The sequence below is a fragment of the Phycicoccus sp. Root563 genome (genome assembly GCF_001427915.1).
GTDB lineage: Bacteria > Actinomycetota > Actinomycetes > Actinomycetales > Dermatophilaceae > Pedococcus.
Window position 1 is genome coordinate 2,349,586 of record NZ_LMGM01000001.1, and the last position, 22,591, is coordinate 2,372,176.

Sequence of the window (22,591 nt, forward strand, 5' to 3'; positions counted from 1 at the left end):
GCGGGCGAGACGTCGCGACGCGCCCGTCGAGATGCCTCCCGACGACGGCACGGCGCGCGTTCAGACGTCCTGCCGGGCGACGAAGTCGGCCCCGACCATCTGCTCCGCCGCGGCGAGCACCTCCTCGTCGGACAGGTCCTCGGTGCGCATCCGCTCCACGGCCGCGGCGTACGCGGGGGTCGGCGCCTGGAGCTCGAGGGCAATGCCGTCGGGGTCCCTGAAGTTCAGGTGGTGGCCCAGGGGCATGTCCTGGATCGGCGAGTGCTCCACCCCGAGCTCGGCGAACCGACGCTCCCACTCGACGAGCTCCTCGCGGCTGCCCGCCGCCATCCCCACGTGGTCCAGCCCGGGGTTCGCCTCGTCGAACCGCGCACCGCTGCTCCCGTCGTGCCGGACCAGGGCGATGGTGAAACCCGTGCCTTTGTGAATGCAGACCCGCGCGGTCCCGGTGTCGAGGACGGCGAGGAACCCCAGCACCTGCGTGTAGAAGCGCTGGCTCGCGTCGAGGTCGGTCACGCTCAGCGAGACGTGGTTGAGGCCGGAGAAGCTCGGCATGGTGGTCCTCCTCACCGGGGGAGACCGAGCCTGTCGGCCCCGCGACTGACGGACCAGCGTCCGCCCCGGCGGGGCCCGCCGTCAACGCCCGGGCGCCGCGGCCGTGCCCGGACGACGCGTCTGCCTACTTCAGCAGGCGGGACATGCGGCGGTCGGCGAGCGGCTTGCCACCGGTCTGGCAGGTCGCGCAGTACTGCAGTGACGAGTCCGCGAACGACACCTCACGCACCGTGTCACCACAGACCGGGCACTCGAGCCCGGTCCGGCCGTGCACGCGCATCCCGGCCCGCTTGGCGTCCTTGAGCTCCTTCGCCGGTTTGCCGGACGCAGCAGCAACGGCACCGGCGAGCGTGTCGCGCAGCGCGGCATACAGGCGGTCCACGTCCTCCGACGAGAGCTTGGCGGCCATCGCGAACGGTGACATCTTCGCGACGTGCAGGATCTCGTCGGAGTAGGCGTTGCCGATGCCGGCGATGAACCCCTGGTCGCGGATCAGCCCCTTGATCTGCGAGCGCCGTCCGTCGAGCAGCTCCCCGAAGGCCTCGCGCGTGAACGAGTCGGACAACGGGTCCGGCCCCAGCGACGCGATCCCCGGGACCTGGGCCGGGTCCCGAACGAGGTACGCGGCCAGCCGCTTCTTCGTCCCCGCCTCGGTCAGGTCGAACCCCGACGAGTCGGAGAACTTCACCCGGACCGCGATCGGCGACTTGCCCGGCCGCAGCACGGTGTTCGGCACCGCGTCGTACCAGCGCAGCCAGCCCGCACGCGCGAGGTGGAAGACCAGGTGCACCCCGTCGCAGTCGAAGTCGACGAACTTCCCGTGCCGGGTCACCGAGTCGACCGGCACCCCGGAGAGGGCCTGCGGCGGCGGGTCGAACGTCTTGAGCACCGAGAACGACCCCAGCTCCATGCTGGTCACGGCCAGCCCGACGGTCCGCTCGGCGAGGAAGTCGACGAGCGCCTGGACCTCGGGCAGCTCCGGCACCCGCCCATTCTGTCCCAGCGGTGCGACGATGTCCCGGTGACGGTGCGATGACCAGCGAGAAGACCACGGACCTGCTCACGATGGGCACCCACCGGGGACGGCTCGTCCTCGCGACCACCATCCTCGGCAGCGGCATCGCCCTGCTCGACGGCACCGTCGTCAACGTCGCCCTCCCCACCATCGGCCGCGAGCTCGAGGCCGACCTCGCCGGCCTCCAGTGGGTCGTCAACGCCTACGCCCTGAGCCTGGCCGCCCTGATCCTGCTCGGCGGTTCGCTGGGCGACCGGTTCGGTCGCCGGCGCGTGTATGCCGTCGGCGTGGCCGCCTTCGGTGCCGCGTCGATCGCGTGCGCCCTCGCCCCGACGGTGGGGCTGCTGATCCTGGCCCGCGGCATCCAGGGGATCGGGGCCGCGCTGCTCGTACCGGGCAGCCTCGCGATCCTGCAGTCGTCGTTCCGGCGCGAGGACCGGATGGCGGCGATCGGGTCGTGGACCGGGCTGCTCGGGGTCGCCTCGGCCTCGGGACCGATCGTCGGCGGCTACCTCGTCGACCTCGACTGGCGCTGGGCGTTCTGGCTCAACGTGCCGCTGTGCGCGCTCGTCGTGCTCCTCACGTGGCGGTTCGTGCCGGAGTCACGCAACGAGCACGCGAGCCACCGGTTCGACGTGCGCGGGGTGCTGCTCGCCGTGGTCGGGCTGGCCGGGGTCACGTACGCGCTCACCGTCGCACCCGAGCACCCCGGAGCCGTCTCGCTCGGTGCCGGGGTCGTGGGCCTCGCTGCCCTCCTCGCGTTCGCGCTCGCCGAGCGCGACTCCAGCCACCCCCTGGTGCCGCCCCGCCTGTTCGCCGACCGGGTCTTCACCGCGATCAACATCGTCACGCTGCTCGTCTACGCCGGCCTGTCGTCGGCCCTGCTGTTCGTGGTGCTGTTCCTCCAGGTCGTCGCCGGCTGGTCCGCCCTCGCGGCCGGCACCGCGACCCTGCCCCTGTCCGTGGCCATGCTGCTGCTGGCCAGCAGGTTCGGCGCCCTGGCCACCAAGCACGGTGCCCGTCGCTACATGATCGGTGGAACCCTCGTCGCCGCAACGGGATTCGTCCTGCTTGCGTTCGCGCCGGCCGATCCCACCTTCGTCCTGCACGTGCTGCCGGGAATGGCGCTCGTGGGCCTGGGCCTGTCCATGACGGTCGCGCCGCTGACCGGCACCGTCCTCGCCGCCGCCCCCGACGAGCTCGCCGGCACGGCGAGCGGGGTGAACAACGCCGTGTCCCGCACCGCCGGCCTCATCGCTGTCGCGGCCCTGCCGCCACTCGTGGGGCTCAGCGGCGCCGCATACGCCGATCCGGCCCTGCTCGCGCCCGCCTACCGGGCGGCGATGCTCGCGAGCGCGGCCCTGGTCGCGCTGGGTGCGGCGGTCACCGCGGTGGGACTGGCGAAGCGGGAGGCGCCGTGCGCCGCCCAGCCGCACCTCGACCTCACGGCTCGATGACCGCTTCGCCCGCCCCGTCCTTGATGGGGCGCGTGTCGGCCTCGGCGAGCACCTCGAGGACGTGCTCGAGCTGGGGGCGCAGGCCGTACCCGTCGCCGGAGCGGCACACCGGCACCTCCTGCCGCTTGCGCAGCGGCTCGAACTCCTCCAACGACACCGGTATGCCGTGCGACAGCACCTGCTCGCTCGGCGTGAGCTCGCGGATCGCCACTGCTGCAACGCGATCTGGCCGCTGGTCGGAGAAGTCGCCGTAGATCTTGGGGTCGTGCTGGCCGTCGTCGCCGATGAGCACCCAGCGGATGTGGGGAAACTCGTTGGCCAACCGGTGCAGGCACGACATCTTGTGCTCCTGCCCGGACCGGAACCAGCCGGTGTTCGTCGGGCCCCAGTCGGTGAGCAGCAGCGGACCCGCGGGGTAGCCGTGGCGGCGCAGGAACCGGGTCAGGGTCGGCGCCGTGTTCCACGCACCGGTGGAGACGTAGACCATCGGGGCGCCCGGGTGCTGCTCGAGCAGCGCGCGATACATCGTCGCCATGCCCGGGACGACGTGACGGGCGTTCTCGTTCTTCACGAACGTGTTCCACGCGGCGATCATCGGGCGCGGCAGCGACGTCGAGATCACCGTGTCGTCGATGTCGGAGATCAGGCCCAGCCGCTGGTCGGACCCGACGATGACCACCGACGCGAGCATCTCCTCCGCCCCCAGCGCACCGAGCGTGACCTCGTGCCAGCCGGGTGCGAGGCCGTGGTCGCGGATGTGCACGTCGATGTACCCGCTGCGGTCGCTGACCGTCTCGACGACCCGGTCCCCGAGGGTGACGGTGACCGGGACGTTCATCGCCGGCGCGGTGATGAACGCGCGCCAGCCGCGACGTTCGTCCTCGGCCCGCCGCAGCTCGGCCGACTTCGCGCCGGCGTCCGCCCGGGCGTCGATGTCGGGGCGCCGGGTGAGCAGCACCCGCCCCAGGACACGCACGAACTCCTCCGAGCCGTACCCGGTGTGGCCGACCAGCCGGGTGCCCCAGCCCCGGCGGCGCAGCACGGCGTCCACCCGGCGGTGCCAGGCGTCCTCGACGAGGGAAGCAGCGTGGGGACGAGCCATGCACAGACCCTATGGCCTGCCGGTCCGCAGCACCGTGCCGACCGCGGCAGGCGCGACGGCCCGGCTGGCGGCTAATTCGGTGTCGCCGCCTGCGGCCACAGTGGTAGACAGCGCAGGTGCACACGCCCCTGGAGCTCCCCGACCTGCTGCGCCTCATCGACGAGCGGTCGGTGGCCTTCCGGGCCGCCATCGCCGCAGCGCCCGACCTCGACGCCCAGGTGCCGACCTGCCCCGACTGGACGTTGCGTGACCTGGCCCGCCACATCGGTATGGGGCGCTTCACCTGGGGTGCGACCGTCGCCTCCGGTCCGGAGGCCACCGCCAAGGCGACGCCCGAAGGCGTCCCGGAGATGCCGCAGGACCGCGACGAGCTCGTGGCGTGGCTGGAGGCCGCGGCGCAGGCGCTGCTCGACGCCCTCTCCGAGGTCGACGCCGAGCGCCGGTGCTGGGTGCCCTGGACCGACTCGCAGTCGCCGGCGACCTGTGGTGCCGTCGCTCGGCACCAGGTGCAGGAGATCGCCATCCACACCCACGACGCCCATCTGACGGCCGGGGTGCCGGAGCCGCTTCCCGAGGACGTGGCCGTCGACGGCGTCGAGGAGTTCCTCGTCACCTGCGTCGCGACGACGTTCGCCTGGCCGCACGAGCCCGCCGTGCTCGACTACGTCGTCGACGAGGGAGCGGCCTGGCGCATCCGGCTCAATGCCGACGGGGCGCAGGTGACCCGGCTCCCCGACGACGGCAGCTCCACCTCGGACGACGCCGTCCCGGCCGGCACCCGCCACCTGGTCGGCCGCAGCACGGCCAGCGACCTCGTCTTCTCGTTCTACGCGCGCGTCCCGCTCGACCGGCTCCGGCTCGAGGGCGACACCCTCGTGCTCGACCAGCTCGTCGACTGGGACCCGGGCGCCTAGGAGGGCTTGGCGAGGACGGTGCGGAACTGGTCGACGAGCCGTTCGCCCGTCGCCCCCAGCCCGTCGAACTCGAACAGCCGCTCGCCCCGGCTGGCCAGCAGCAACGGCCCGCCGTCGAAGTCGAGCTCCCTGGCGACGGCGAAGTCCTCGACCGCGAGCTCGCGGGCCCGGGCGGACGTGGCGAACACCTCGATGGCCGGGGCGTCCAGCCCGAGCCGGGTCGCGACGCGGCTGAGCACCCCGGGCGCCTCGAGCGGGTGGCCGTTGACGAAGAACTCGTGCTGCACCGCACCGAGCACGGTCGAGACGGGCATCTCGCCGCTCGCGAGCAGGGCGATCACCCCCGCGGCAGCCGCCTCCGGGTCCAGGTCGAGCGAGTCCGAGCGCAGGGCCGACAGGAAGGCCGAGCCGAACCGCGCGTCGGTGCGACGGCGCACCTCGGCCACGCTGGCGACCAGGGCGCTGGAGGGCTGGGCGGAGTAGCGACCGTCGTGGACGACCTCGACGTCGACGAGGGAGGTGGCGGCGCTGAGCACCGCGCTCACGGACGGCAGGTAGGCGTAGGACCACGGGTCGTAGACGTCCATGACGTAGACCAGCAGCGTGCTGGCGTCCGTGACGGCCAGGCCCGCGGGACGCACGAAGCTCTTGCCCGCCCGCTGGGGGTGCGCGGAGCCGTCTGCACCGGCGACGCCGTGGGCACCCCAGGAGGCGTGCGTGATGAAGCCGCCCTTGGCGCCATACCCGTCGGTGGGGCCGCACCAGGAGGCGAGGTTGGTCGGGCGGGCCGTGCGGGTGGGACGGCGGGTGGCGCCGTGACTGCAGGCGCGGTGTGGACCTCTCATCTGCACCCCTTCCAGGGCAACAAAAAAGCAACCGGATGGCCGATCGGCCAAACCCGGTTGCTTCAGGTGTTCTGCAGACTAGCTCACATCGCCTCGGATCGGGAAGATCGGACCTCACCGACGATCTGGGCGGCCAGCGTGCGCAGCTTGAGGTTCTGCTCCTGCGACTGCCGCCGCATCAGCTCGAACGCCACCATCTCGTCGATGCTGTGCCGCCCCATGAGGACGCCCTTGGCCTGTTCGATGACGGCGCGGCTGGCCATCGCCTGCTCCATCTGGCCGGCGATCTCGCGAGCTCCGGCCAGCATCACGGCTGCGGCGAGCGCGTCGCCCGCGCGACCGGCGGCCATGCGCGCCAGCCGCAGCTCGGTGTGGTCGAAGGCGTGCCGCTCGTTGCCGTAGAGGTTGAGCGCACCGTACCGGCGTCCGCCCGAGACGAGCGGCAGGGCCAGCAGCGACTGGACCGAACCCGGGTCGCAGCCCTCCATGAACGCCGGCCAACGCTCCTCGCCACCGCTGAAGTCCACGAGGTTCTCGCGCCCGTTGCGGAACGCGTCGAGGCAGGGACCGTCCCCGACGGCGTATTGCACCGCGTCGATCTCCAGCGTGCCCGCCGTCGTGTACGCCGCGGTGCGCGGTCGGTCCTCGATGACCACGGTGACGCCCACGGCGTCGCACCCGTCGATGTTGGCGTTGACCGCCTGGACGAGGCGCTCGAGGTACGGCGTCAGGTCATCGACCCCGTCGAGGTTGCCGGCCAGCTCGGTCATGATCTGCTCGGCCGCATCGAGGCTGCGCCCACCTGCACCATCGTGCAGGGCCTGGGCCTCTGCGACGTCGACCTGGTCGGTCATGGGGGCTCCTGAGCGGGACGGTCCTTGAGGGGTCAACGACAAGATACCCGCACCGAACCCGCAGGTCAGGCCATATCCACGGCCTGACCTGCGGGCGTCCCGCCGCGCACCGCACCGGCCGCTCAGGGCCAGATCGACGACACCCACTCGGGGTGGTCGATGAACGGGTTCCGGTTGTGCTGCCAGGTGTCGTAGATGACCTGGTTCCTCCGCTTCTCGAACGCGTCCGGCGGGTCCCCGGCGCTCCACGCCTTGAGGACCGAGAGCTTGCCGATGTAGGGAGCCGTGCCGTTGGCGACCGACTCGTTGGGCTCGAGGTTGGGCCACGCGTCGTCGCCCTCGTAGCGGATCGCCATGTAGAGGATCATCCGGGCGACGTCTCCCTTGACCGCGGCCCGGGGCTGGAACGAGTCGCCGTCGCTCAGGCAGCCGGTGCACTGCGCCACGGTCGACCCGCCGTTGTCGAAGTCGAGGTTGCCGCGGGTGCTGTTGACCGTGACGTCCTCGGGTCGCAGGTGGTGGACGTCGGTGCCGGGACCGTTGGCCGTGCCGAAGTCACCGTGGCTCTTGGCCCAGACGTGCTCGCGGTTCCACTGGTCCACACCGCCACCGTTGTCGCTCTTGGCGATCGACCGGCCCGAGTAGATCTCGATGACGTTGTTGCTGTTGTTCGGGTCCTGGTCGGTGTCCTTGAGTGCGTCCCAGACCTGGTCGTAGGTCAGCACCGTCTGGCTCTTGATGATCGAGTGCAGGCTGCTGCGCAGGGCGCTGCCCGTCTTCCCGATCGCGGGGGCGTAGTAGGTGGTGTCGTACGGCCCGCTGGTGCCGGTCGACGTCGGTGACGTCGTGGTGGAGGTTGTCGAGGTCGGGCTCGTGGTGCTGGTCGTCGGGTTCGGGTCCGAGCCCACCGCGCCGATGGCACTGGGGGACTTGAGCCCGGCGTGCGAGAAGTACGCGGTCAGCGTGCCGGTGACGTCGACCTGCTTCCCGAGGTTGCCCGGGTGGGTCCGCAGCCCCCACGTGGAGCGCCACTGGGTCGTCAGCTGGACGTAGACCATCTTCGAGGTGCTGGTCTCACCCGCCGTGTCCGCGAGGGCGATCGCGAGGTCGTCGGTGAACCCGCTGCGGTTGACCGTGGACGTCGCCACCGGCTCCCCGACGATGTAGCCGCGGACCGTCTGCACCGAGCTGTTCTGGGTGGCGATGGCCTGGGCGACGGTGAGGGGCGCGGCCGCGGTGGCGGCACGGGCCGTGGTCGCGACGAACGCGACGAGGAGGAGGACGGCAACGAGCGCAAGGCGTGGGCGCACTCGGATGGTGAGCTGCTGGGGCATGGGGGAAACCTGCCAGCAGCACGGCATACAACGGGCGAACGTGAGTTATGGGTGCAGGCCGGGCTTGGCAAAGATCCGGTATGCCGCGTGTGCCCCTTCGCGGGGCATCTCGGCGACAATGCAGGCGTGAGCGCCGATCCGGTCTTCCGCAAGGGCAGCGCCTCTGCGCCCGACGGCTACTTCCGCTGGGAGGCAGCCGGTCTCGCGTGGCTGGCCGATGCCCGCGGCGGGGTGCCGGTGGTGGAGGTCGTCGAGGTCGGCCAGGACCACCTCGACCTGCGGCGGTTGTCGTTCGTCAACCCGGACCCCGCGATGGCGGAGGAGTTCGGGGCGCGGTTGGCGCGGACGCACGACGCAGGGGCGCCGGCGTTCGGCAGCGCCCCACCGGGGTGGTCCGGCGACGGGTTCCTCGGGCCGGCCACCGAGCTGCTGCCCCTGCCGCTGCGGCCGGTCGAGACGTGGGGGGAGTTCTGGGCGGAGCAGCGGATCCTCGCGATGCTGCCGCTCGGGCGCGACCGGGGGCTGTGGCACCGGCACGACGTCGCGGTGTTCGAGGTGGTGGCCCGACGGCTGGCGCGGGGCGAGTTCGACGACGGCTCGGTGCCGGCGCGGATCCACGGGGACCTGTGGTCGGGCAACATCGCCTGGACCGGCGACGGTGCCGTGCTCATCGACCCCGCGGCGCACGGCGGCCACCGCGAGACGGACCTCGCGATGCTGGCGCTGTTCGGCTGCCCGCACTGGGACTTCGTCGTGGGTGGGTACCTCGGGCAGCACCGGCTCGACGCGCAGTGGCCACAACGGGTCGCCCTGCACCAGCTGCACCCGCTCATGGTGCACGCCGTGCTCTTCGGCGGCGACTACGCCCACCGCGCGGTCGAGCTCGCCAGGCGCTACCGCTGACCGACGACCCTAGGCGGGCTCGACCGGCAGCCAGAGCTCACAGGTCGCGGTCGCCGCCCCGGCGTCGAAGGCCAGGGTGGCGACGATCTCCGGACCGGGTCGCAGCCGCCAGGGCTGGGACGGGAACCACGTCGTGGCGGTGGCCGCCCACGCGTCCTGCAGCGCCGACGGGTGCGGTCCCTCGGTGCGGAAGACCGCCCAGGTCCCGGCCGGCACGTCGATGACGTCCAGACCGTCCGAGTGCGGGTGCGTCGTCGTGGCGACACCGTGCAGGTACGTCAGCTCGGTGCCCTCGCGCCGGTCGGGGTCGAGGTCGTCACTGACCGCGAGCACCCCACGGGGCTCGGTGTCGTTCAGGCCCTTGAGCCTTCGGGTCTCCTCCGGGGCGATCGAGGCGACGTGGTCGGCGATGTGCTGGTTCGGGCCCTCGTGGACCAGCGGCACGCGTGCGGCGTGACCGACCAGGTGCAGGGCCGGCAGCTGGGTGATGCGGGTGTCCATGGGGACGCTCCCTTCGACGGTCAGGTGGAACCTGATCCGTGGTTGTGTGCGCAAGGGACCCCCCTGACGACGCGCCTCGCCGGGCGTGACCGTGTGCACGGACCGGAACGCCCTCCCGAACGCCTCGGTCGAGCCGTAGCCGTAGCGCACGGCGACCGTGAGCAGGTCGTCGCCGGTGCCGAACAGGTCGGCCGCCGCCAAGGACATCCGTCGCCTGCGGACGTAGTCCGAGACCGGCATCCCGGCCAGCGAGGCGAACATCCGACGCAGGTGGTGCTCGGTGGTGCCCTGCCGCGCAGCCAGTCCGGCCACGTCCACCGGCTCGGCCGGATCGGTCGCGAGCTGCGACTCGATCTGGTCGACGGCGGCGTTGAGAGCAGCGATCATCAGGGTCTCCCTCCTTCCACCGACCACTGTGCCGGGCCGGGGCCGGAGCGCGCCCGATGATCCCGGTCGGATGCGATCGGTCCGGCGAGGCGCTACCGCTGACCGCTCGCCCGCTCGCCCACTCGTCCGCTCCTCCGCCGCCAGGGCCGGCTCAGCCGAGCAGGCCGCGGACGTAGGCGGCCTGGCCGACGTGCTGCTGGTCGTCGTTGACGACGCTGACGAGCCGGACCCCGAGGGTGACCGGCGGGTCCCAGCGCTCGTCGACGACGCGGTCGAGGTCCTCCGGTGCGAGGCCCTTCACCCAGCCGACGGTCTGGGCGTGCACCGCGTCGAGGTAGCCGGTGAGCTGGTCCGCCGTGAGGTCCCGCACCTGCGCGACCTCCTGGGGCGTCGCGCCATACCCGGTCTCGGCCTGGTCGAAGGGCAGGCCGAAGTCGCCCTCGAAGCCACCGGTGGTCCACACCTGGTCGAACCCGGCCGCGTCGGCGACGTGGTCGTCCTGCACACGGGTGAGGTGCCAGACGAGCCAGCCGATGGAGTTCGCGCCCTCGGCGGGCTGGTGCGCCAGCTGGGCCGGGGTGAGCCCGTCCACCACCCGGTGCACGCCCTCCTGGATCCGGGTGAAGCCGTCGATGAGCAGCTCGGCAGGAGTCATGCGTCCGATCGTAGGTCGGGCGGCGGTGGGACGGTCAGTCGAAGACGAGGGGCTGGGACCGACGCGGCATGACGAGGACCGCCACGATCATCGCGACGGCCAGCACGACGACCGCGATGAACACCTGGTGGGTCGCACCGGTCAGGGAGGCGCGGACGAACTCTCGCACGACCTCCGTCCCTCCGGACTGGTTGCCCAGCACCACGGCCGCGTCGTCCGCGGTCTTCGGCAGCTTGCCCGTCGCACCCGCGGGAGGGGTCCGGAAGTCCTGGGCCAGCTTCGCGTTGGCGATCGCCCCGAAGACGGCGACACCGACGGCGCTGCCGAGCGAGCGGGCGAACAGGTTGGTCGCCGTGACGACACCACGGCGGTCCCAGTCGACCGAGGACTGCACGGCGACGAGGGTGGGCACGGAGGCGTAGCCGAGACCGACCCCGACGATGAAGGTGAACCCCGCGATCGTCCAGAGGCTGGTGCCCTCGTCGACGAGCAGCAGCAACGCGCTGCCGACCACGACGAACGCGACCCCGAGGATCGAGGTGTTGCGGAACCCGAACCGCATGTAGATCTTCCCGGCGCTGGCGGCGGCGATCGGCCAGCCGATGGTCATCGCGCCGAGGGCCAGGCCCGAGAGCAGCGCGCCGAACCCGAGAACGCCCTGGGCGAAGGTCGGGATGTAGGAGGTCAGACCGATGAGGACGGCACCGATCGCCAGCGAGGCGAGGTTGGCGCCGATGAGCACGCGCCGGGTGAAGACCCACAGCGGCAGGATGGGTTCGGCGGCCCGGCGCTCGACGACCACGAACGCCACGAGCAGCGCCACGGCGGCGACGACGATCGCCACACCGCCCGGGGACAGCCAGCCCCACGACCGGCCACCTTCGAGCAGGGCGAGGATGAGCAGCGACACCCCGGTCGTCAGCAGGATCGCGCCGGCCCAGTCGATGGAGTGGCGGACCCGCTCGATGTTCTCGTGGAACCCGCGCAGCAGCAGCACCGTGGCGACCGCGCCGATCGGCAGGTTGACGAAGAAGATCCAGCGCCACGAGACGTACTCGGAGAACACGCCACCGAGCGTCGGCCCGACGATGGAGGCGATGCCCCACACCCCGGCGATGAAGCCCTGGACGCGGGCCCGCTCCTCGACGGAGTAGATGTCGCCGATGATCGTCACCGACATCGGCAGGACCGCACCGGCGCCGAGGCCCTGGACGACGCGGAACGCGATGAGCAGCGGCATCGTCGTCGCGACCCCGCACAGGATCGAGCCGGCCAGGAACAGGCCGATGCCCACGAGCATGACGGGCTTGCGGCCGATGCTGTCGGCGAGCTTGCCGTAGATCGGGACCGACACCGCCTGGGCCAGCAGGTAGATCGAGAACAGCCACGGGAACTGCGAGAAGCCACCGAGGTCGCTGACGACGGCGGGCACCGCGGCGGCGAGGATCGTGGCGTCGATGGCCACCAGCGCCGTGCACATCATCACCGCGAGCAGCACGGGGCCGCGTTCGCTGCGCAGGCCGACACTGCTCTTCGTCGTCGTCTGGGTCACGAACAGGGACAACTCCGTCACCGGGCACCCCTATTCCGCAGCGCGCCGGCGTGGTTGCCCCGTTGACCAGTCACCAGCGAGACTGCAGTTGAAGTCCACTTCAAGTACGGGAGAGGGGAGCGGCGTGGAGCCGACCGACGTCCTCACGGTGTCCGAGGTCGCCGAGCGCAGCGGGTTCGCCGCCTCGGCCCTGCGGTACTACGAGAAGCAGGGACTCATCGACGCGACGCGCACCTCGGGCGGCCAGCGGCGGTACGCCCGCAGCGTGCTGCGGCGCCTCGCCTTCATCCGGGCGGCCAGCAACGTGGGGCTGTCGCTGGACGAGATCCGCACCGAGCTGGCCGGCCTGCCCAAGGGCCGCACCCCGACCAAGTCCGACTGGCACCGCATCTCCGGCCACTGGCGCACCCGGCTCGACGAACAGCTCGAGGCTCTCGAGGCGCTGCGCGACAAGCTCGACTCCTGCATCGGCTGCGGCTGCCTGTCGCTGAAGCAGTGCGGCATCTCCAACCCCGCCGACAAGGCGGCGGCCTCCGACGACGCACCCGGCGCGGCATACCTCCCGGCGCTGCTGCGCCGCCCGCCCCACTGATGCCTCCCACCCCGCTGGAGCGGCAGGCTGGGACCGTGCAGCTCCCCGTCCTCACCTACAACATCCACAGCGGGGTCGGTCTCGACGGTGTCCTCGACCTCGACCGGATCGCCGAGGTCATCGCCGACAGCGGCGCCGAGCTCGTCGCCCTTCAGGAGGTCGACCGGCACCGCCGCGCCCAGAGCGCGTTCGCCGACCAGCCGGGTCACCTCGCGCAGCGGCTCGGCATGCACCTCGCGTATGCCGCGTGCCTCGACGACGAGCCGGCCCACCCCGGTGGGCAGCGGGCGCAGTACGGGACGGCGCTGCTCAGCTCGCGGCCGTTCGTGGACGTGTCGACGACCCTGCTGCCCTGCTTCGAGGGCAGCGAGCAGCGCGGCCTGCTCGAGGCGACCGTGGTCGTGGAGGGCGTGGCGCTGCGGGTGCTCGGCACGCACCTGCAGTGGGACCGCGAGGACGAGCGCCTGGTGCAGGCCCGGGCCATCACAGCCGTGCTCGACGACCGGCCGACCGTGCTGCTCGGTGACCTGAACACCACCCCCGGCTCGGCGACCCACGAGCACCTCGGCGGGTTCCTCCAGGACTCATGGGCGCTGGTGGGCGAGGGAGACGGGTTCACGTTCGACGCGGAGCCACCGCGGCGACGGATCGACTACGTCTGGGTCGGCGGGGTCACGCCGCTCCGTGCCCACGTCATCGCGTCCCCGGCGTCCGACCACTCAGCCTTGCTCGTCGACGTCGGGCTGCCGTAGGCACGTCGGGGACCCCAAGTCCGTCCCAAGTTGGGTGCAAGTGCCTCGCCGCACGCTGGTCCGCAACCAGCACCGCACACCGAAGGACGAACCATGTCTCGCTTGCTCCACCGCCTCGGACGAGGCGCCGCGCTCCACCCCTGGCTCACGATCGCCACCTGGCTGGTCGTGGCCGGCACCGTCGCCGGTCTCGCCGGCGCGTTCGGCGGAACCCCCCACGACGACTACAACGTCCCGGGGGCCCGGGCCCAGGTGGGCATCGAACAGCTCCGGGCGCACCTGCCCGGCGCGGGCAACACCTCCGCCCGCGTGGTGGTGCACGACCGGACCGGCGCAGCGGTCGACCCCGCCGCCCTGACCTCCCTCGCCGACCGGCTCCGCCGGATGCCGCACGTCGTGACCGTCGCGCCACCCGCCCTCTCCGACGACGGAGACACCGCCCTGGTGACCGTGGGGTACGACGCACCGGTCACCGACACGGACCTCATGGGCCACCTCGGGCCGCTGGATGCGGCAGTGGCCGCCACCCGGGCCACCGGGCTGCAGGTCGAGCTCGGCGGGGAGCTCCCGGAGAGCGCGGTCGCCCCGATGGAGGGACGCGGCGAGCTCATCGGCATCGTCGCCGCGCTCGTCATCCTCGTCTTCGCCTTCGGCTCGGTCACCAGCGCCGGCCTGCCCATCGGCACCGCGCTGGTGGGGCTCGGGGTCGGCAGCGCCGGCATCACCCTGCTCGCCGCGGCGACCGACGTCAGCACCGCTGCCCCCATGGTGGCCACCATGGTCGGCCTCGGTGTCGGCATCGACTACGCCCTGCTGCTCGTCACCCGTCACGTCGAGTACCTGCGCGAGGGACTTCCGGTCGCCGAGGCCGCGGGCCGCGCCTGCGCCACTGCAGGTCGCTCGATCGTCTTCGCCGCCAGCACCGTGCTCGTCTCGCTGATGGGCCTGCGCCTGGCCGGCCTGCCGGTCTACAGCTCCTTCGGGTTTGCCACGGCGATCGCCGTCGTCGCGGTCGCCGCGGCGTCGCTGACGCTGGTCCCGGTGCTGGCCCGGTTCGCCGGCCTGCGGCTGCTGCCGCGCCGGGTGCGCCCGGGTCGCGTGCGTCCGAGCCGGGTACGTCCGAGCGGGCGGGCCCGGACTGCGGGCGCCTCCCGCGCCACCGTCTCCGCCGCCCTGCCCACCGCGACCCCGCGGACCCCGCTGACGGCCCGCTGGGCCGCCCGCGTCGGGCGCAACCCCCTGCCGTGGGCCGCGGCAGCCGCCGTGCTCATGCTCACGCTCGCCATCCCCGCGATGGACATGCGCACCTGGCCGCAGGACGCCAGCAGCGGCGCGACCGACCTGACCACGCGACGCGCCTACGACCTGGTCGCCGCGGAGTACGGCGCCGGGGCCAACGGGCCGCTGACGTTCGTCGTCGACCGCTCGGTGGTCGACGGTCCCCGGCTGGCCGCCGTCAGGAGCACGCTGGAGCACGACCCGGACATCAGCGCGGTGACGCAGCCGACGGTGTCCCCGGACGGAGCCATCGCGGTGTTCGACGCCGTGCCCGCCTTCGGCCCCACCGACCACCGGACCAGTGCCCTCGTGGACGGCCTGCGCGCCCAGCTGCCCGACGGGGTGGAGCTCACGGGCACCACCGCCTTCTTCTCCGACATCGCAGGCATGCTCGCGGACCGGCTGTGGCTCGTCATCGCCTTCGTGGTCTCGGTCTCCGTGCTGCTCCTGGCCATGGTGTTCCGGTCGGTCGTGGTGCCGCTCAAGGCCGCCGTCATGAACCTGCTGAGCATCGGCGCCGCCTACGGCGTCCTCACTGCCGTCTTCCAGTGGGGCTGGGGCGCCTCGGTCCTCGGGCTCGACCACCCGATGGCGGTGTCGAGCTGGGTCCCGATCCTGATGTTCGCGATCTTGTTCGGGCTCTCGATGGACTACGAGGTCTTCCTGCTCTCGCGGGTCCGCGAGGACTGGCTGCGCACGGGCGACGCCCACGGGTCAGTGGTTCGCGGCCTCTCCGCCACCGGCCGGGTCATCTCCAGCGCCGCCGCCATCATGGTCGCCGTCTTCCTGGGCTTCGCCACGGAGGTGGACGCCGTCGTCAAGATGCTCGGCGTCGGCATGGCCGCAGCGATCCTGCTCGACGCCACGGTCATCCGCATGGTGCTCGTGCCGGCGACGATGTCGCTGCTCGGCGAGCGCAACTGGTGGGTCCCGGGCTGGCTGGACCGGGCGCTGCCCACGGTCCGTGCAGAGGTCGAGCTCGACGACCTCGGCGACCTCGCGCAGCCCGCTGGCGTCCTCAGCACCGTCGATGACCTCGCGGACCACGACGGCTCCGACGACTCCGACGACCCCACCCACGACCAGTCCCGCGACGGCGAGCGCCAGCCCGTCGGCGCCCTCTGAGAGGAACGACGATGACCACCAGCACCACGCCCACGCCCACGCCCATGCCCATGCCCACCACCGTGACCACCACGGTGCCGACCCGGACACCGTCCCGGGCACCGTCCCGGGACCGGGCCCTGCCCGCCTGGCCGGAGCAGCTCCGGTTCCCCGGGCAGACCGCCGCCCACCCGGGACCGGTCGACATGACGATGATGTACGTGATGCACCACGCCTTCCGGCGCGACCTCGCGGCCTTCGCCGCGGCGGCCGCCGCGACGCCGGCCCAGGCGCGCACCACGTGGCGAGCCCTCGCCGCGCGGTGGGAGCTCTTCGCCGCGGCGTTGCACCACCACCACACGGGCGAGGACACCGGCCTCTGGCCGCTGCTCCTCGAGCGCACGGACGAGGTGGGACGCGCCACCCTGCAGGCGATGGAGGACGAGCACGCGGAGATCGACCCGATCCTCTCGGCCTGCTCTGCCGGGTTCGCCCGACTCGCCAGCCAGGCGGACGACGACGCGCGAGCGGGCCTGGCCATCCGGCTGACCGCCGCCAAGAGCAGCCTCGGCCGCCACCTCGAGCACGAGGAGACCGAGGCCGTCGCGATCATCCAGCAGGTGATGACGGGTCAGGAGTGGCACGACCTCGAGGAGACCCACTTCAGGTCAGGGCTGCGGACCGCCGAGGTGCTGGCCCTCGTGCCCTGGGCGATGCACCGGGTCCCGGCGCCGCTGCGCCGCAGCGTCTTCGCAACCACCGGTCGTCCGCACCACCTGATGTGGCTCGTGACCCGGCGGTCCTTCGAGCAGCGCGAGCGGGCGGCCTTCGCCTACCTCGACCAGGCCTAGACGGGGGCCGTACAGCCTCAGAACCCGAACCGGTCCCGCTGGTCGCGCAGCCACTGCGCCGCCAGCGGGACCTGCCAGTCCTCGCAGAGCGCCACGGCCCGGTCGGCGTGCCGCCGGGCGACCTCCAGCTCACCGCCGGCGGCGGCGGCCTGGGCCAGGTAGCCGTCGACCGGTCCGAGCGCCAGGCCCGACCCGGCACAGCACGAGTACCCCTCGTAGGGCGCCAGCAGCGCGTACGAACGCGCCGCCAGGTCACGGTCGCCGAGCTGCAGCGCGACCTCGGCAGCACAGCACCACGTGAGCATGGAGAACCAGTCGTCGTGGTCCAGGTCGATCGGATGGGTCGCGGCATACTCCCGGGCGAGGTCCTCGCGTCCCCCGCGCAGCATGAACATGACGACCACGGCCGCCAGGGGGAGGCCACTGCCCTCCTGGGCGTCGCGCAGGATCTCGGCCATCTCGCCGGCACGCCCCTGCCACAGCCGCAGGGCCATGAGCGCACCGAGGGTCGCGTCGTCGGTCTGGTGCAGGGACATCCGCTGGTCGAGCAGCCGGATGTTCGCCATCCGTTCCTCGCACTCCCCGAACCGTCCCGCCATGGCGAGCCAGGGGAGCTCCATGCTGTCGAGGACGATGATCCCGTAGGGGAGTCGTTGCCGGTCGGCCGCGTCCCGTGCCACGGCGGCGTGCTCCCACATCTCGGTGGGCAGCCCGAGCTCCCCGGACACCACCGCGCGCAACGTCGTCGTGACCACGTAGGCGCGCTCGTCCCCGAGCCGGTGCGCCAGCCGCATCGCCTCGCTCACCCACCGCAGCCGCTGGGGCGCCGTGCGCGAGCACCACAGCGCCACGAAGGCCAGCTGGTAGGCGTCCAGGCTCAGCCTGGGGTCGCCGAGGCGGTCGGCCATCGCCAGCCCTTCGTCCACCAACGCGGAACGCTCGTCGTGACCGGTGCCGTAGTAGATCTCGAGGGCCAGGCTGAGCATGACCCGGCAGCGCAGGGGCCCGTCCACCTCGGGCAGGGCCGCGAGGGCATGGCGCAGGGCCGTCACCACCGTCTCGTTGACCGTGCCGTGCGGGCCCGACTGCCACAGCGCCCCGACCGCCGTCATGGTGGCCGCGCGCGCGAGCAGCTCGACGTCGCCGATGCCCTCGGCCACGGCGATGGCCTCCTGCGCCACCTCGACGAGTCCGGACCAGTCCCCGGCCCAGCGCCGGGCGTCGGCGAGGTCGCACAGCACGTCGAAGCGTTCGTGCGCCGTGCTGTCGGGATCGCTGGGCAGGGTGTCGAGTGCCGAGACGAGGAGCTGGGCGGCTTCGTCGTAGGCGTGCAGCCGCCGCGCCACCGCGGCGGCGGACACCGCCGCGAGCCAGGCGCGCGCGGCATACGAGGGTCCGGCTGCGAGCCAGTGCCTGGCCAGCTCGGTCTCGCGGCCCGACCTCCCCTGCAGGGTCGACGCCACCTTGGCGTGGGCCCGCGCCCGGCGGGTGGCCGACAGGGAGCCGTAGATGGTGTCGCGGACCAGGGCGTGCCCGAAGAGGTACTGCTCGATCCCGTCCTCGCGCAGCAGACCGGAGTCCAGGGCAGGGTCGAGCCGGTCGAGCAGGTCGTCCTCCTCGAGGCCCGAGACGGTCGACAACGTCGAGAGGTCGAACTGGCGGCCCAGGACGGCCGCCCACCGCAGGGCCGTGAGCGAGTCCTCGGGCAGCCGCTGAAGGCGCCGCACCAGCACGTCGTGGACCGCGGCCGGCGGGTGCGCCTCCCGCTCGAGGCCACCCAGCCCGTCGCCCTCCCTGGCCAGCCGGGCGTACTCCACGAGGAAGAACGGGTTGCCGTCGGTCCGTTCCACCAGCTCCTGCGCCTGCGCCGACGTCGGGACCGCGCCGGCCACCGTCTCGACGACGCGGGTCGCCTCCTGCGCCGTGAGGCCGTGCAGGTCGACGCGCAGGGCGTGCCGCCGGGCCAGCGCCTCGGCGACGTCCGCGAGCGCACCGGTGGGTTCGGGACGGTTGCGCCAGGTGCCCAGCACGAGCAGCCGGGTGTCGTCCGCGCTCTCGACGAGCAGCCTCAGCACCCGCAGGGAGGCGACGTCCGCCCAGTGGAGGTCGTCGAGGATGACGACGACGGCACGGCTCCTGGCGACGTCGACCACCTCGTCGACGATCTCCTGCCACACCGCGAACGGTGCACTCCCGTCGTCGGGCAGCTCGGGCAGGTCGCGCCCCAGCCCTCTGAGCACCTGCTGCCACGGCCACAGCGGAGGGGCGCCGTCGTCCTGGGAGCAGCGCCCGAGCAGCACGGCCGCGCCGCGCCCACCGGCCCGGGAGGCGAGCTCCGCCGCCAGTCGGCTCTTGCCGATCCCGGGCTCACCGACGAGGGCGACGAAGACGGCCGAGCCCGCCTCCGCCCGGTCGAGCTGTTCCAGCGCGGCCGTCAGCTGCTCGTCCCGACCGACCATCGGCCAGGACGGCAGGGCCGGGACGACCGACTCGATCGGGCCGATCCGCACCGACGACCGTCCCGCCCCGGCACCCGTGCGCTGCGGCTGCGGCGAGGGCGTGGGCGTCACCGGGTGCGACGGGGTGGGTGTGGTGCCCGCCGGAGGGCGCCACTCGAGGGCCGGGTCCTGGCGCAGCACTGCCGCCTGCAGGTCCCGCAGCTCCGCCCCGGGTTCGAGGCCCAGCTCGTCGGCGAGCACCTGCCTGACCTCGCGCAAGGTGTCGAGGGCCTCGGCCTGCCGCCCGGCGCGCGTCAGGGCGAGCGCGCGCAGCGCCCACAGCCGCTCGCGGAGCGGGTGCGCCGTCGTGAGGGACTCGAGCTCGCCCGCGACCGTGCCGTGCTGCCCGAGCTCGAGCGCCGCGACGGCCCGGTCCTCCAGCGCGACGAGGCGCAGCTCCTGCAGGCGGACCCGCTCGGCGACCGCGGACGCGGCGTCCTCGAGGTCGACGTAGGGCTCGCCGCGCCACTCCGCGAGGGCGGTGTCGAGCTCCGAGACGACCTCGGCCAGCTCCTCGGCGGTCAGGCCCCGACCGTCCTGGACCCGCTCGACGTGCCCCAGTCGGCGGTGCGCCCGGCTGACCGTCCGATCGAAGCGCCGGGCGTCCAGGTCGTCATCACCCACCCGCAGGGCGTACCCCGGAGCGACCGTCACCAGCACGGTGGACGGTGCGCGCGCCGCCCGCTGCGGCTCGAGCGCGCGGCGCAGCCCCGCGACATACGCCTGCAGGGTCCCGGTCACCCCGGGTGGTGCACCCGTGGGCCACAGGAGGTCGACGAGGGCGTCGACCGAGACGGGCCGGCCGTGGTTCATGGCCAGGGCCGCGACGAGGGCGCGCTGCTTGCGCGTGCCGAGGTCGACGGGCACGTCACCGAGTCGAGCTTCGGCAGTGCCGAGGACACCCACTCTCATCCGACCGAGGATAGGGGCCGGACCGCCCACCGACACTCGTCTTTTCTGCGCAGATGGGCGTGCGTCAGCGCCCCCGTCCGTGGTGGACGGGGGCGCCCGGCGCCGCTGTCAGTCAGTGACGCGCAGGTTCTCCACGAGACGCGGTATGCGGTGGTTGCCCACGAACACGCCGTGGGGGTCGACCGCTGAGCGGATTCCCTTCAGCTGCAACCATGTCCGCTCGTCGTAGCCCGACCTCGGGTCGACGGCGTTCTCGGCGAAGTTGAGGTAGCTGCGACCGTTCGACCACGGCGAGAGCGCCTTGGTCAGGCGGTGCGCGTCGTGCTCCCCCTGGGCAGCCAGCTCGGGGGTGGCCGCGATCGCGGCAGCGAACGCGACGAACGCACCCTCGAGGCGCTTCAGGGCCCCGCCGCCCTCGTGGTCGCGCCCGAGGGCGCCCCCGAGCTGGCGCAGCTCCGCCAGCAGCAGCGACGAGGACGATCCCGGACCCACCTCGGCGAGGAACGCGTCGATCCCCTCGGGTGGCAGCTCCGCGAGCATCGTCGAGTCCGAGACCGTGGGCGTCGGGCCCTCCGGGTCCATGTGCAGGCGCACCAGGGACCGCGCCGGGACCCGGGCGAAGGTGTCGATCTCGGGAGTCAGCGACCGGAGGTCGGCCAGCACCCCCTCGGCCTCGTGGTCAGCACCGAGGACGGCGCCGTCGACCACCACGACCGACCGGCCGCGCAGCGGCGCCGGGATGTCGGGGAGCGGCGGGAGGTTGAGCACCCGGAACGACGTGGTGACCTCGTCCGGGGCGCCGGCCGACCAGTCGACCCAGCGGCGCAGCACCGCCTCGGCCCGGGAGACGTCCCAGACGAGCATGCCGGCGTAGGCCGTCGCGATGTCGAAGAGCCGGAACTCGAGGGCGGTGACGACGCCGAAGCTGCCACCGCCACCACGCAGCGCCCAGAACAGGTCGGGGTTCTCGCTCGCACTGGCGCGCACGTGCTCCCCGTCGGCGGTGACCAGCTCGACGGCGAGCAGGCTGTTGGTGGCCAGGCCGAGCTTGCGGGCGTACCAGCCGATGCCGCCGCCGAGGGAGTACCCGGCGATCCCGACGTCCGGCGAGCTGCCGTGCAGCGCCGCCAGGCCGTGGTCACCGGCAGCCTCCGTGGCGTGCAGCCACAGGGCCCCGCCCTCGACCCGCGCCACCTTGCGGGCGGCGTCGACGTGGACGCCGGTCATCTCCGACGTCCGCAGGACCACGACGTCGTCCAGCCCCTGGGCGACGAGGGGGCCGGCGTTGTGCCCCGTGCTCTGCGGGGCGACCCGTAGCCCCGCGGCCGCTGCGGCGCGCACGGCGGCCTGGACCTCGGCCACCGTGCGTGGGGTCACCAGCGCAGCCGGGCGCTGGTCGATGGCCACGTTCCACGGCATCCGCGCCGCGTCGTAGCCGGGGTCGCCGGGCAGGTGGAGGCCCTGGGGGCAGGCGTCCCGCAGTGACGAACCGCGCTGCTCGGTGACGGTGGTGGTGATGCTCATGGTGCGTGCTCCTTGATCCGCTGTGACTGTGGTGAGCAGCCTGCGGCCGAGCGCTTGAGCACGACTTGGGGACGACTAGGGGTACGACGGCACGCCCCTTGTCAGGGAGGACGGGGCCGACACCCGGCCGACGGGTGGGGGCGGTCGGGTCAGCGCACGAGGGAGCGGATGCGCTCGAGGCGTGGCTGGGAGGGCGAGGTCACGACCGGGGCGGCAGCGAGGCGGTCGGCACGGCGGGCGGTGTCGTGGATGGTCGCCGACAGCAGGCCGACCATGCGGGCCGGCACGTCGTCCACGCACGCGACCGCGATGCCCTCGACGGCATACGCCACCAGGTGGGGGGCGGTCTGGCGCCGGAACGTCCGCTCGCTGACCTGCCCGTCCTTGCCGAACCGCAGCGCCCACGCGTGGGCGTCCGGGGTCGCCTCGAGGGCGGCGTCGCACAGCGCGACCAGGTCGGCGTGCCCGGTGGCGGCTCGGGTGGCCTCGGCGCCCTGAGTGGCCCGGGCGCCTTGGGTGGCCCCGGCGCCCTGGGTGGCCCCGGCGCCCTGGGTGGCCGGGGCGAGCCCGGCCGGCGGAAGGCCGTCCGTGGGCAGGTCGGCGGCGAGTCGGCGGCAGGTCAGCAGCCCCACGGCCAGGGCGTTCTGCCGGATGAGCGGGGCGATCGGGAGGGCTGCGGCACCGGCTCGCACGGCGATCGCGACGTCGAGCTCCAGGGCGGTCCCGGTGATGCCCACGACGTCGGGGATGAGGCCGACGATCCGGGGGCGGTCGTGGTCGGTGAGCGAGTCGTTGACCAGCCGGGCCAGGGACGCCAGCAGCGGGTGCGTGCACTCGGGGTGGTCGCTCCACCGCTCGCCGGCGAGGTACGACGCCATCTCCATGAAGCAGGCGCCCTTGCGCGGGTTGCGGTGCTTCCCGGAGGAGAGCACCGGCACGACGTCGGGGAGGGTGAGGGACGGCGTGGTGGCCTTCATGGCGCCTCCAGGGCGACTGACCGGCGGGC

At 73.0% G+C, this 22,591-nt stretch carries 19 protein-coding genes; 7 read left to right on the forward strand and 12 right to left on the reverse strand.

What is annotated here, in order from left to right; all coding sequences use genetic code 11:
• Nucleotides 1-60 precede the first annotated feature (60 nt).
• Together ASD62_RS11200 and ASD62_RS11205 are read right to left on the reverse strand one after the other, a co-directional pair.
• Entirely contained in the window at nt 61-555 is a 495-nt protein-coding gene (locus ASD62_RS11200) for a VOC family protein (protein ID WP_056916031.1), read from the reverse strand.
• Nucleotides 556-679: 124 nt separating this feature from the next.
• The gene (locus tag ASD62_RS11205; protein ID WP_056916032.1) at nt 680-1,540 is read right to left on the reverse strand and encodes an Fpg/Nei family DNA glycosylase; all 861 of its coding nucleotides are present in this window, start codon (nt 1,538-1,540) and stop codon (nt 680-682) included.
• Between the two features lie 47 nt (nt 1,541-1,587).
• Between ASD62_RS11205 and ASD62_RS11210 the strand changes: the two genes are divergently transcribed.
• A complete protein-coding gene (locus ASD62_RS11210; RefSeq protein WP_056916033.1) occupies nt 1,588-3,027 on the forward strand; it encodes an MFS transporter in 1,440 nt (479 codons plus the stop codon).
• Here the strand turns inward: ASD62_RS11210 and ASD62_RS11215 are convergent.
• Nucleotides 3,014-4,129: an App1 family protein gene (locus ASD62_RS11215; RefSeq protein WP_056916034.1), complete on the reverse strand. Its 1,116-nt coding sequence runs from the start codon at nt 4,127-4,129 to the stop codon at nt 3,014-3,016. The two genes, ASD62_RS11210 and ASD62_RS11215, sit on opposite strands and share 14 nt — an antisense overlap.
• A 116-nt stretch (nt 4,130-4,245) precedes the next feature.
• On the opposite strand from ASD62_RS11215, the gene ASD62_RS11220 reads away from it, so the two are divergent.
• Nucleotides 4,246-5,043 carry a maleylpyruvate isomerase N-terminal domain-containing protein gene (locus ASD62_RS11220; RefSeq protein ID WP_056916035.1) on the forward strand — a complete coding sequence of 266 codons (798 nt, stop codon included), beginning with the start codon at nt 4,246-4,248 and terminating at the stop codon, nt 5,041-5,043.
• Here ASD62_RS11220 and ASD62_RS11225 read toward each other — a convergent pair.
• The 3 genes from ASD62_RS11225 to ASD62_RS11235 form a co-directional block, all read right to left on the reverse strand.
• Nucleotides 5,040-5,888: a hypothetical protein gene (locus tag ASD62_RS11225; protein ID WP_056916036.1), complete on the reverse strand. Its 849-nt coding sequence runs from the start codon at nt 5,886-5,888 to the stop codon at nt 5,040-5,042. The genes ASD62_RS11220 and ASD62_RS11225 overlap by 4 nt on opposite strands.
• An 83-nt stretch (nt 5,889-5,971) precedes the next feature.
• Complete coding sequence (locus ASD62_RS11230) at nt 5,972-6,742, reverse strand: GAF and ANTAR domain-containing protein (protein ID WP_056916037.1); 771 nt, start codon at nt 6,740-6,742, stop codon at nt 5,972-5,974.
• 122 nt (nt 6,743-6,864) lie between these two features.
• Complete coding sequence (locus ASD62_RS11235) at nt 6,865-8,076, reverse strand: endonuclease (RefSeq protein ID WP_056916038.1); 1,212 nt, start codon at nt 8,074-8,076, stop codon at nt 6,865-6,867.
• Between the two features lie 126 nt (nt 8,077-8,202).
• Between ASD62_RS11235 and ASD62_RS11240 the strand changes: the two genes are divergently transcribed.
• Complete coding sequence (locus tag ASD62_RS11240; RefSeq protein WP_056916039.1) at nt 8,203-8,979, forward strand: fructosamine kinase family protein; 777 nt, start codon at nt 8,203-8,205, stop codon at nt 8,977-8,979.
• Between the two features lie 9 nt (nt 8,980-8,988).
• On the opposite strand, the gene ASD62_RS11245 is transcribed toward ASD62_RS11240, so the two are convergent.
• The 3 genes from ASD62_RS11245 to ASD62_RS11255 all read right to left on the reverse strand — a co-directional run bounded on the left by ASD62_RS11245 (nt 8,989) and on the right by ASD62_RS11255 (nt 12,095).
• The gene (locus ASD62_RS11245; RefSeq protein ID WP_056916040.1) at nt 8,989-9,867 is read right to left on the reverse strand and encodes an AraC family transcriptional regulator; all 879 of its coding nucleotides are present in this window, start codon (nt 9,865-9,867) and stop codon (nt 8,989-8,991) included.
• A 151-nt stretch (nt 9,868-10,018) separates the two neighbouring features.
• Complete coding sequence (locus ASD62_RS11250; protein WP_056916041.1) at nt 10,019-10,522, reverse strand: DinB family protein; 504 nt, start codon at nt 10,520-10,522, stop codon at nt 10,019-10,021.
• A gap of 34 nt (nt 10,523-10,556) precedes the next feature.
• A complete protein-coding gene (locus tag ASD62_RS11255) occupies nt 10,557-12,095 on the reverse strand; it encodes an MDR family MFS transporter (RefSeq protein ID WP_235530687.1) in 1,539 nt (512 codons plus the stop codon).
• Nucleotides 12,096-12,198: 103 nt separating this feature from the next.
• On the opposite strand from ASD62_RS11255, the gene soxR reads away from it, so the two are divergent.
• The 4 genes from soxR (at nt 12,199) to ASD62_RS11275 (ending at nt 16,651) form a co-directional block, all read left to right on the forward strand.
• Entirely contained in the window at nt 12,199-12,666 is a 468-nt protein-coding gene (gene soxR, locus ASD62_RS11260; protein WP_056916042.1) for a redox-sensitive transcriptional activator SoxR, read from the forward strand.
• A gap of 35 nt (nt 12,667-12,701) precedes the next feature.
• Nucleotides 12,702-13,418 (forward strand): endonuclease/exonuclease/phosphatase family protein, encoded by a 717-nt coding sequence (locus ASD62_RS11265; protein WP_056916043.1) that lies wholly within the window; start codon nt 12,702-12,704, stop codon nt 13,416-13,418.
• Nucleotides 13,419-13,511: 93 nt separating this feature from the next.
• The gene (locus ASD62_RS11270) at nt 13,512-15,821 is read left to right on the forward strand and encodes an MMPL family transporter (RefSeq protein WP_082580733.1); all 2,310 of its coding nucleotides are present in this window, start codon (nt 13,512-13,514) and stop codon (nt 15,819-15,821) included.
• Nucleotides 15,822-15,832: 11 nt separating this feature from the next.
• Complete coding sequence (locus ASD62_RS11275) at nt 15,833-16,651, forward strand: hemerythrin domain-containing protein (protein WP_082580734.1); 819 nt, start codon at nt 15,833-15,835, stop codon at nt 16,649-16,651.
• A 17-nt stretch (nt 16,652-16,668) separates the two neighbouring features.
• Here the strand turns inward: ASD62_RS11275 and ASD62_RS11280 are convergent, their stop codons facing one another.
• From ASD62_RS11280 to ASD62_RS11290, 3 genes are all read right to left on the reverse strand, one after another.
• A complete protein-coding gene (locus tag ASD62_RS11280) occupies nt 16,669-20,061 on the reverse strand; it encodes a BTAD domain-containing putative transcriptional regulator (protein WP_157581440.1) in 3,393 nt (1,130 codons plus the stop codon).
• Nucleotides 20,062-20,169: 108 nt separating this feature from the next.
• Nucleotides 20,170-21,585: an FAD-binding oxidoreductase gene (locus ASD62_RS11285; RefSeq protein ID WP_056916045.1), complete on the reverse strand. Its 1,416-nt coding sequence runs from the start codon at nt 21,583-21,585 to the stop codon at nt 20,170-20,172.
• Nucleotides 21,586-21,734: 149 nt separating this feature from the next.
• Nucleotides 21,735-22,562, reverse strand: coding sequence for a hypothetical protein (locus ASD62_RS11290; RefSeq protein ID WP_056916046.1), 828 nt, complete (start codon nt 22,560-22,562; stop codon nt 21,735-21,737).
• Nucleotides 22,563-22,591 lie beyond the last annotated feature (29 nt).

Bases quoted from the DNA above. Each gene is read 5' to 3' on its own strand.
- ASD62_RS11245 (WP_056916040.1), bottom strand. From the start codon at position 9,867: ATGATCGCTGCTCTCAACGCCGCCGTCGACCAGATCGAGTCGCAGCTC.
- ASD62_RS11290 (WP_056916046.1), bottom strand. From the start codon at position 22,562: ATGAAGGCCACCACGCCGTCCCTCACCCTCCCCGACGTCGTGCCGGTG.
- ASD62_RS11275 (WP_082580734.1), top strand. From the start codon at position 15,833: ATGACCACCAGCACCACGCCCACGCCCACGCCCATGCCCATGCCCACC.
- ASD62_RS11235 (WP_056916038.1), bottom strand. From the start codon at position 8,076: ATGCCCCAGCAGCTCACCATCCGAGTGCGCCCACGCCTTGCGCTCGTT.
- ASD62_RS11250 (WP_056916041.1), bottom strand. From the start codon at position 10,522: ATGACTCCTGCCGAGCTGCTCATCGACGGCTTCACCCGGATCCAGGAG.
- ASD62_RS11215 (WP_056916034.1), bottom strand. From the start codon at position 4,129: ATGGCTCGTCCCCACGCTGCTTCCCTCGTCGAGGACGCCTGGCACCGC.
- ASD62_RS11285 (WP_056916045.1), bottom strand. From the start codon at position 21,585: ATGAGCATCACCACCACCGTCACCGAGCAGCGCGGTTCGTCACTGCGG.
- ASD62_RS11270 (WP_082580733.1), top strand. From the start codon at position 13,512: ATGTCTCGCTTGCTCCACCGCCTCGGACGAGGCGCCGCGCTCCACCCC.
- ASD62_RS11210 (WP_056916033.1), top strand. From the start codon at position 1,588: ATGACCAGCGAGAAGACCACGGACCTGCTCACGATGGGCACCCACCGG.
- ASD62_RS11230 (WP_056916037.1), bottom strand. From the start codon at position 6,742: ATGACCGACCAGGTCGACGTCGCAGAGGCCCAGGCCCTGCACGATGGT.
- ASD62_RS11280 (WP_157581440.1), bottom strand. From the start codon at position 20,061: ATGAGAGTGGGTGTCCTCGGCACTGCCGAAGCTCGACTCGGTGACGTG.
- ASD62_RS11200 (WP_056916031.1), bottom strand. From the start codon at position 555: ATGCCGAGCTTCTCCGGCCTCAACCACGTCTCGCTGAGCGTGACCGAC.
- ASD62_RS11225 (WP_056916036.1), bottom strand. From the start codon at position 5,888: ATGAGAGGTCCACACCGCGCCTGCAGTCACGGCGCCACCCGCCGTCCC.